At 74.3% G+C, this 5,080-nt stretch carries 5 protein-coding genes and 2 pseudogenes; all 7 read left to right on the top strand.

Going from position 1 to position 5,080, the window contains the following annotated elements; genetic code table 11:
• Window positions 1-327 (top strand): annotated as a pseudogene (locus G3I65_RS45475) (anti-sigma factor); the annotation flags it as partial.
• A gap of 109 nt (window positions 328-436) precedes the next feature.
• A complete protein-coding gene (gene aroC / locus G3I65_RS45470) occupies window positions 437-1,624 on the top strand; it encodes a chorismate synthase (protein WP_160701603.1) in 1,188 nt (395 codons plus the stop codon).
• Window positions 1,621-2,142: a shikimate kinase gene (locus G3I65_RS45465; protein ID WP_309236016.1), complete on the top strand. Its 522-nt coding sequence runs from the start codon at window positions 1,621-1,623 to the stop codon at window positions 2,140-2,142. Before aroC ends, G3I65_RS45465 begins: the two co-directional genes overlap by 4 nt.
• A gap of 8 nt (window positions 2,143-2,150) precedes the next feature.
• On the top strand, window positions 2,151-3,260 hold the full coding sequence (aroB, locus tag G3I65_RS45460; RefSeq protein ID WP_160701601.1) for a 3-dehydroquinate synthase: 1,110 nt from the start codon (window positions 2,151-2,153) through the stop codon (window positions 3,258-3,260).
• Window positions 3,257-3,688, top strand: a complete 432-nt coding sequence (aroQ, locus tag G3I65_RS45455; RefSeq protein ID WP_160701600.1) for a type II 3-dehydroquinate dehydratase — start codon at window positions 3,257-3,259, stop codon at window positions 3,686-3,688. The genes aroB and aroQ overlap by 4 nt, the downstream gene beginning before the upstream one ends.
• On the top strand, window positions 3,685-4,596 hold the full coding sequence (locus G3I65_RS45450) for a GNAT family N-acetyltransferase (RefSeq protein WP_160701599.1): 912 nt from the start codon (window positions 3,685-3,687) through the stop codon (window positions 4,594-4,596). The genes aroQ and G3I65_RS45450 overlap by 4 nt, the downstream gene beginning before the upstream one ends.
• A gap of 285 nt (window positions 4,597-4,881) precedes the next feature.
• Window positions 4,882-5,080 (top strand): annotated as a pseudogene (locus tag G3I65_RS45445) (hypothetical protein); the annotation flags it as partial.

Genomic DNA, 5,080 nt, shown 5'->3' with positions numbered 1-5,080 from the left:
GCGTCGTGGCCGGCGCCGGCCCCGCCCCCGTCGATCGCGATGACGGCGCTGGGCCAGTTCCCGGTCCGCGCCGACGCCCGCCTGGACGCGTTCGAGTGGGGCACCCAGGTCGACATGTCGTGCAGCTACACGGGCGGCCGCAGCGGCGGCGACTACGTGCTGGTGGCGATCTCGCGCACCGGCGTGGAGACGCAGCTGGCGACGTGGAAGGCGGTCCCGGACAACACGGCCCGCATCGTGATCGGGACGGCCCTGCGGCGTTCGGACCTGGCGGTGCTGGAGGTGCGCGGGGGCAGCGGGCGGCCGCTGCTGCGGCTGACGCTGTGAGGGCTCGTCCGGGCCGCAGGGGGTCCCGGACGAGCCCCGCCCGGCCCCGGGCGCGGGCCCACCGGAGGCACGTCCCGGGCCGGCTCGCCGCCGTGACAGGATTGAGCCCATGTTGCGCTGGATCACCGCAGGTGAATCGCACGGACCCGCGCTGGCCGCCGTGCTCGAAGGGATGCCCGCCGGCGTCGCCGTCACCACCGCCGACGTCACCGAGCAGCTGGCCCGCCGCCGCCTCGGGTTCGGCCGCAGCCCGCGGATGGGCTTCGAGACCGACCACATCGAGTTCCTCGGCGGCGTGCGCCACGGCCTCACCCAGGGCGGCCCGGTCGCGGTGCAGATCGAGAACGCCGAGTGGCCCAAGTGGGAGCAGGTCATGGCGGCCGACCCGGTCGACCCGCAGATCCTCGAGGGCCTCGCGCGCAACGAACCGCTCACCCGGCCCCGCCCCGGCCACGCGGACCTGCCCGGCATGCAGAAGTACGGCTTCGACGAGGCCCGGCCCGTCCTGGAGCGCGCCAGCGCCCGCGAGACGGCGTCGCGGACCGCGCTCGGCACCGTGGCGCGCAACTACCTGAAGCAGCTGCTCGGGGTCGAGATCCTCAGCCACGTCGTCTCGATCGGCGGCGCGGACGCCCCCGAGGGCCCGCTGCCGGTCGCGGCCGACCTGGCCGCCATCGACGAGAGCCCAGTGCGCGCGTTCAGCCAGGAGGGCACCGACGCGATGGTCGCCGAGGTCGACGCCGTGCGGAAGGCGGGCGACACCGTCGGCGGCGTGATCGAGGTGCTCGCCTACGGCCTCCCGCCGGGCCTCGGCTCCCACGTCCACTGGGACCGCCGGCTCGACGCGCGGCTCGCCGGCGCGCTGATGGGCGTCCAGGCCATGAAGGGCGTCGAGGTCGGCGACGGCTTCACCACCGCACGCCGCTGGGGCAGCCAGGCGCACGACGAGATCGACCGCGGCACCGGCCCGGTCGGCGTCACCCGCCGGTCCAACCGCGCGGGCGGCCTCGAAGGCGGCATCACCAACGGCGAGCCGCTGCGGGTGCGCGTCGCGATGAAGCCGATCTCGACCGTCCCCAAAGCACTGTCCACAGTGGACGTCAAGACCGGTGAGCCCGCGGTCGCGATCCACCAGCGCTCGGACGTCTGCGCCGTGCCGCGCGCCGGTGTCGTGCTGGAGTCCGTGGTGGCGCTGGTCCTCGCGGACGCCGCGCTGGAGAAGTTCGGCGGCGACTCGCTCGCCGAGGGCAAGCGCAACGCCGAGGCGTACCTGAAGGCCCTCGAGGAGCGGTGGTGAGCCCGCGCGCGGTGGTCGTCGGCCCGCCCGGCTCGGGCAAGAGCACGGTCGGGCCGCTGCTGGCGGCCGCGCTCGGCGTCGCGTTCCGGGACAGCGACGACGACATCGTCGCGCGCGCCGGGCGCAGCATCGCCGACATCTTCGCCGACGACGGCGAACCCGCTTTCCGCGCGCTGGAAGAAGAAGCGGTCGCCATCGCGCTGGCCGAGCACGACGGCGTGCTGTCGCTGGGCGGCGGCGCGCCGCTCACCCCCGGTACCCGCGCCCGGCTGGCCGAGCACACGGTCGTGTTCCTCAACGTCGGCCTCGCCGCGGGCGTGCAGCGCACCGGCCTGTCGAGCGCGCGGCCGTTGCTGGCCGGGGTGAACCCCCGTGCCACGTTCAAGAAACTGCTCGACGAACGCGTGCCCGTCTACCGCGAGGTCGCCACCGTCGAGGTCGTCACCGACGAGCGGACCCCGGCCGAGATCGTCGCGGACCTCGCCGCGCGGCTCGCCCCCGCCGAAGCCAAGGAGTGAATCACCCCGTGTCCGATCCGGTGCGGATCCCCGTCGCCACCGCTCGCCCCTACGACGTCGTGGTCGGGCGCGGCCTGCTCGGCGACCTCACCGCGCAGCTGGCCGACGCCTCCAAGATCGCGCTGATCCACCCGCCGACGCTGACCACCACCGCCGAGGCCATCCGCGAGGAGCTGATCGCGGCCGGTCTCGACGCGCACCGCGTCGAGATCCCCGACGCCGAGGACGGCAAGGCGCTGACCGTCGCCAGCTTCTGCTGGGAGGTGCTCGGCCGGATCGGGCTGGACCGCCAAGGCGTCGTGGTCGGGCTCGGCGGTGGAGCGGTCACCGACCTCGCCGGGTTCGTCGCCGGGACGTGGATGCGCGGCGTCCGGCTGGTCAACGTGCCGACCACGCTGCTCGGCATGGTCGACGCGGCGGTCGGCGGCAAGACCGGCATCAACACCGAGGCCGGCAAGAACCTCGTCGGGGTGTTCCACGAGCCGAGCGCGGTGTTCGTCGACCTCGCGACGCTGGAGACGCTCCCGCCGAACGAGCTCGTCGCCGGCATGGCCGAGGTCGTGAAGACCGGCTTCATCGCCGACCCGCGGATCCTCGAGCTGATCGAGGCCGACCCGGCCGCCGCGCTCGACGCGACCGGCGACGTGCTGGCCGAGCTGGTCCGCCGCTCGATCCAGGTGAAGGCCGACGTCGTCGCCGCGGACCTGCGCGAGTCCGACCTCCGGGAGATCCTCAACTACGGCCACACCCTCGGCCACGCCATCGAGCGCCGCGAGCGGTACCGGTGGCGCCACGGCGCGGCGGTGAGCGTCGGGCTGGTGTTCGCCGCCGAGCTGGCGCGCCTGGCCGGGCGCCTCGACGACGCGACGGCCGAGCGCCACGCGTCGGTGCTCAAGCTGCTCGGCCTGCCGACGACGTACGACGCCGACGCGCTCGCCCAGCTGCTGGAGACGATGAAGGGCGACAAGAAGACCCGCTCCGGCGTGCTGCGGTTCGTGGTCCTGGACGGGCTCGCCAAGCCCGGCAGGCTCGAGGGCCCGGACCCGTCGCTGCTGGCGGCCGCGTACTCGGCGATCGCCGCGGACGCCCCTTCGAGCGGGGGGAGCGTCCTGCTGTGAAGGTGTTCGTGTTCAACGGCCCCAACCTGGGGCGGCTCGGCAAGCGCGAGCCGTCGGTCTACGGCTCGACCACCCACGACGACCTCGCCGCGCTGTGCGTGAAGACCGGCGAGGAACTCGGCATCGAGGTCGAGGTCCGGCAGACCGACCACGAGGGCGAGCTGGTCGGCTGGCTGCACGAAGCGGCCGACGGCGGCCACCCGGTGGTGCTCAACGCCGGGGCGTGGACGCACTACTCGATCGCGGTGCGCGACGCCGCCGCGCAGCTGTCCGCGCCGCTGATCGAGCTGCACATTTCCAATGTGCACAAGCGCGAGGCGTTCCGGCACCACAGCGTCCTTTCGGACATCGCGACCGCGGTGATCGCGGGCCTCGGCGTCGACGGCTACCCGCTCGCCCTGCGCTGGCTCGCCGCCCACCCGGGATGACGCTGCCGGAGCTGACCACGGCGCGGCTGCGGCTGCGCGGGCTGGCCGAGTCCGACCGCGACGCCGTCGTGAAGGTCTTCGCCGACCCGGAGATGAGCCGGTTCTTCGCGGCGGACTTTTCGGACCCGGCGGCGGCGAACGCGATGGTCGACCGGCGCCTGGCGTTCCGCGGCCCGCCCGGCCAGGGCCACTGGGCGATCGAGCGCGACGGCGAGGTGATCGGCGTCGCGCACCTGCGCCCGTCGTGGGAACTGCCCGGCGGGGTGCCCGAGCTGGGCTACTACGTGGCGAGCGCGCACGCCGGGCAGGGCCTGGCGACCGAGGCCGCCCGCGCGGTGCTCGACCACGGGCTGGGCGCGCTGGGCCTCCCGGCGATCTGGGCGCTGGTGCACGAGAACAACGCGGCGAGCCGGGCGGTGGCCGCCCGCTTGGGTTTCCTCGACGTCGGCACCGGCGTCCACTACGGCGACCTGCACCGGGTGCTGGTCGCGCTCCCCACCGCCCACGGGCGGCCGCACCACGTCGAGCTGTGGGTCCCGGACCTGGCCGAGGCGGAGCGGAGCTGGGGCTGGCTGCTGGGCGAGCTGGGCTGGCGCGAGTTCCAGCGCTGGCCGGCGGGGGTGAGCTGGCGGCTGGGTGGGACGTATCTGGTCGTGGAGGCGTCGCCGGGGTTGAGCGCTCCGGAGCATGAGCGCACGCGGCCGGGGCTCAACCACCTGGCGCTGCACGTGGCGACCCGCTTGGAGGTGGACGCGTTGGCGGCGGGGGCGGTCGAGCACGGCTGGCGGCCGCTGTTCGCCGACCGGTACCCGTACGCGGGCGGGACGGCGCACTACGCGGCTTACCTCGAGAACGAGGCCGGGTTCGAGGTGGAGCTGGTCGCGCTGGAGCGCCCACCGGCGTCTTGAATGACTCATTCAAGACACTCCGGCGCTGCCGCCCGTCGCCACTCGCAACGACCGCGTCGGCAGGCCCGGGCCCGGCCGCCGGATGTAGTGAATGACTCATTCCTGTCGCCGGACGAAGTGAATGACTCATTCATGTCGTCGCCGGCCGCCACCGCTGGGGGTGACACCCGGTAGCCACTTCCCGATCACCTCAGGCCGCGCCGCCGCCAAGCTTGCACATTCGAGGGACCGCCGACCGGGAGTACCACCACTCGAACAGGTCCGCTCTCGCTACACTCCGATGTCGTGCACCCGTTTCGTCGTGGGGGTCGGCGACCCGCTCGTGCCCTGCTCGCCGGCGTTCTGGCCGGGCTGCTCGTCGCGGGCTGCACCGAGGGTTACGCCCAGCCGCAGGCCGCCGGGGAGCACCAGGGCGGCCAGCCCGCGCCGCGCCCGGCCGACGTCAAGCTCGCCTCCGGGGAGCCGCGGCAGAGCGGCGGGGTGA

The sequence above is a fragment of the Amycolatopsis sp. SID8362 genome, from assembly GCF_010550475.1.
Lineage (GTDB): Bacteria > Actinomycetota > Actinomycetes > Mycobacteriales > Pseudonocardiaceae > Amycolatopsis > Amycolatopsis eburnea.
This window is presented reverse-complemented; position numbering and strand designations above follow the sequence as displayed.